This is a genomic window from Desulfobulbus alkaliphilus, from assembly GCF_016918545.1.
GTDB classification, from domain to species: Bacteria; Desulfobacterota; Desulfobulbia; order Desulfobulbales; family Desulfobulbaceae; genus Desulfobulbus; species Desulfobulbus alkaliphilus.
On the sequence record NZ_JAFFQC010000387.1, the window covers coordinates 1 to 400 of the forward strand.

Below are 400 nucleotides of genomic sequence, written 5' to 3' on the forward strand. Positions count from 1 at the left end.
CCGCCGAAGACCTCGGGCTGCACCTCCCGCTCTGGACGGCGACAGGGTGGGGTGGTGCCCAGCTGCCCGGCACCCTGCTGCCCGTCTACAGCGCCTACGCGGACGGGTTCTGGGAGGAGTCGAGCACAGGCTGGCCGGAGTTCGCGGCCATCCACTTCCGCTACAGCGAGGTCCGCGACGACCTCACGGTCGGCGCAGACCTGCGCGAGGCCTTCGACCAGATCACCGTCGGCGCGGAGGTGCCCGCGTCCGACCGCGGGATCCTGCCCTTCGTCACCTGCGAGCTCGGGGGAGGCATGCACGTGGCCTACCACCGCCGCCCGCTCGTCGGTGCGCAGGACGTCGCGGCGCTCGCCCTCGCCAAGATCGGCAGCGGCTCCGTGTGGCAGGGGTACTACAT

At 72.0% G+C, this 400-nt stretch carries 1 pseudogene; it reads left to right on the forward strand.

The annotated features are described in order from the left end of the window. Positions 1–400: pseudogene (locus JWG43_RS21110) on the forward strand (beta-galactosidase); the annotation flags it as partial.